We start from the raw sequence: 2,121 nt of genomic DNA on the forward strand, positions 1-2,121 counted from the left end.
CCGGCCTGAACGCCGGCCAATTCCGACAAGGCGTGGCAGGCGGTCAGATAGGCCACCGTGGCCGAAGCCGCGTCAGTGAAGGACCAGTGGCGAGGAACAGGAATCACCATGCGTTGGTCCGTGACTCCAGCGGGGGCGAACGCATCAGGGACGAACCCCATGACCCTGTCGCCCACAGCCAGCCCCTGCACGCCGGGACCGACCTCGGTGACGACTCCCGCTCCCTCCAGGCCCAAACCGTCCTCTCCGACGACGTCCAGAGCGACCACCACGTCGCGGAAGTTCAGTCCACTGGCGCGGATACGCAGACGAACGTGACCGTCGGCCAGAACCGGCTCAGGACCTGGGCCCGCGATGTCCGCGGTCGTGGCTCCGGGAACGGGGTCCGGGCCGGCGGTGAGCACGAGATTGGCGAGCGTGCCCTTACCCGCGGTGTCCAGCCGCCAGGAGGCGGCATCCGGAAGACGAAGGACGTCGTCTGACTGGACCCGGGTGAGAAGGGAGGTGTGGACGACACCCTGCCGAATGAGGAGCTGGTCTTCCCCGTCCTCCGGGATGTGACGGGTGAGTAGGTGCCGAATCTGTCGATAGGAGGCTTCGTGGTGATCGGTGTCCAGCAGCGCGAAACGATGGGGATATTCGTTCTGGGCAGTGCGAACCAGCCCCCACACAGCGGCCTGAGCAAGATCGGGCGATCCGTCCAGAGGGCCGGTCGCGACGGCGTGGTGAGTGAGAACGATCAGGCGGGTGTCAGCCAGCCGAGGATCGTCAATCCACGCGTGCAGCAGCTCCAGAGCTTGCTCGGTGACGGCGTGAACAGCCGCCGGAACGTCGAGGTCGCCGGTGAGAGGGGGAAGCCAGACGACCAGCGCCGGATCCTCTGTGCCGATCGAGCTCGGTTCGTCGATCAGCGCGGTCAGGTCCCGATGGACGGGAACGCCGCCGATCGCTGTGGCCACCTCGATCGCTCGCTCCGGGTCCTGCTCGGCCAGCACGGCGCAGCGGGGCAGCCGTCGTTCCGCGACATCCGCCGGCACGGGCCTGGTGTCCGCTGCCCAGGAGAGCTGGAACAGATTCGAGCTGACATCGGAGACCCCGGCAGGAGCACTGTTCAGCGTGCCTGTGTCGCTGGAGCGGAGGGTGAGGGCGTCGATGGTGATGACGGGCCCGTCCGCGGGATCCGTGGCGGTGAGGCTGAAGGTGTCGGCGTCGATCGTGGTGACGCGTACCCGCAGCGTGGTGGCGTCGGTCGCGTGCAGCGTGATCCCCGACAACGCGAACGGCAGCCGCACGCTGCCGCCACCGGTGCCGGTGTCGCTGCTGGTATCGGCGGTGGTGAGCAGGAGGAGGGGGTGAAGTGCCGCGTCCAGGAGGGCGGGATGGATGCCGTGACCCCGGCCGTCCAGGCTTTCGGGGAGCCGGACCTCGGCATAGAGGTCATCACCCTGACGCCAGATCGCGTTCACGGCCTGGAAGGCGGGACCGTACTGGTAACCACAGGTGGCCAGCCGCTCATACAGACCGTCCACCTCAACAGCGTGCGCGCCCGGCGGCGGCCACGAACCCCAGTCCGCCACCGCGGACGAAGCACCCGGCACCGGGGACAGGTGCCCGCTCGCGTGCGACGTCCAGGTCTCCTGCACGCCCCCGCCCGCACTGTACGGACGCGAATGAACACTGAACGCGCACCGGTTGTCCCGCGGTGCCCCGACGATGACCTGAAGGTCCACCGCCGCGTCGGCGTCCAGCACCAACGGCGCCTGTAGCACCAGTTCATCGACCACCTGATGACCGGCGTGATCACCGGCCCGCAGCACCAGATCCACGAACGCGGTACCCGGCACCAGCACCCTGCCGGCCACGGCATGATCGGCGAGCCAGGGATGTTCCCGCAGCGAAAGCCGCCCCGTCAACACCACCTGACCCTGGTCGGCCAGTTCGGCCACCGCGCCCACCAACGGATGGTCCGAAACCCCGAGGCCCGCCGCCGACACATCCGCTCCCACCGTCGAGGTGAGCCAGTACCGCTGGTGCTGGAAGGGGTAGGTCGGTAGTTCGGGTCGCTTGGTGACCGGCGGGTCGGGATACAACGCCTCCCAGTCGGGGCTGAGTCCGTGGACG

The 2,121-nt window shown here is 68.5% G+C and carries 1 protein-coding gene; it reads right to left on the reverse strand.

All coding sequences use genetic code 11. The features are described from left to right. Positions 1 to 2,090, reverse strand: a 2,090-nt coding sequence (locus ACGFIV_RS36215) for a polyketide synthase dehydratase domain-containing protein (protein WP_392839600.1), incomplete at its 3' end; no start/stop codon positions are given. Between the last annotated feature and the right edge of the window lie 31 nt (positions 2,091 to 2,121).

It is taken from the genome of Sphaerisporangium sp. NPDC049003 (assembly GCF_043197795.1).
Classification (GTDB): Bacteria; Actinomycetota; Actinomycetes; order Streptosporangiales; family Streptosporangiaceae; genus Sphaerisporangium.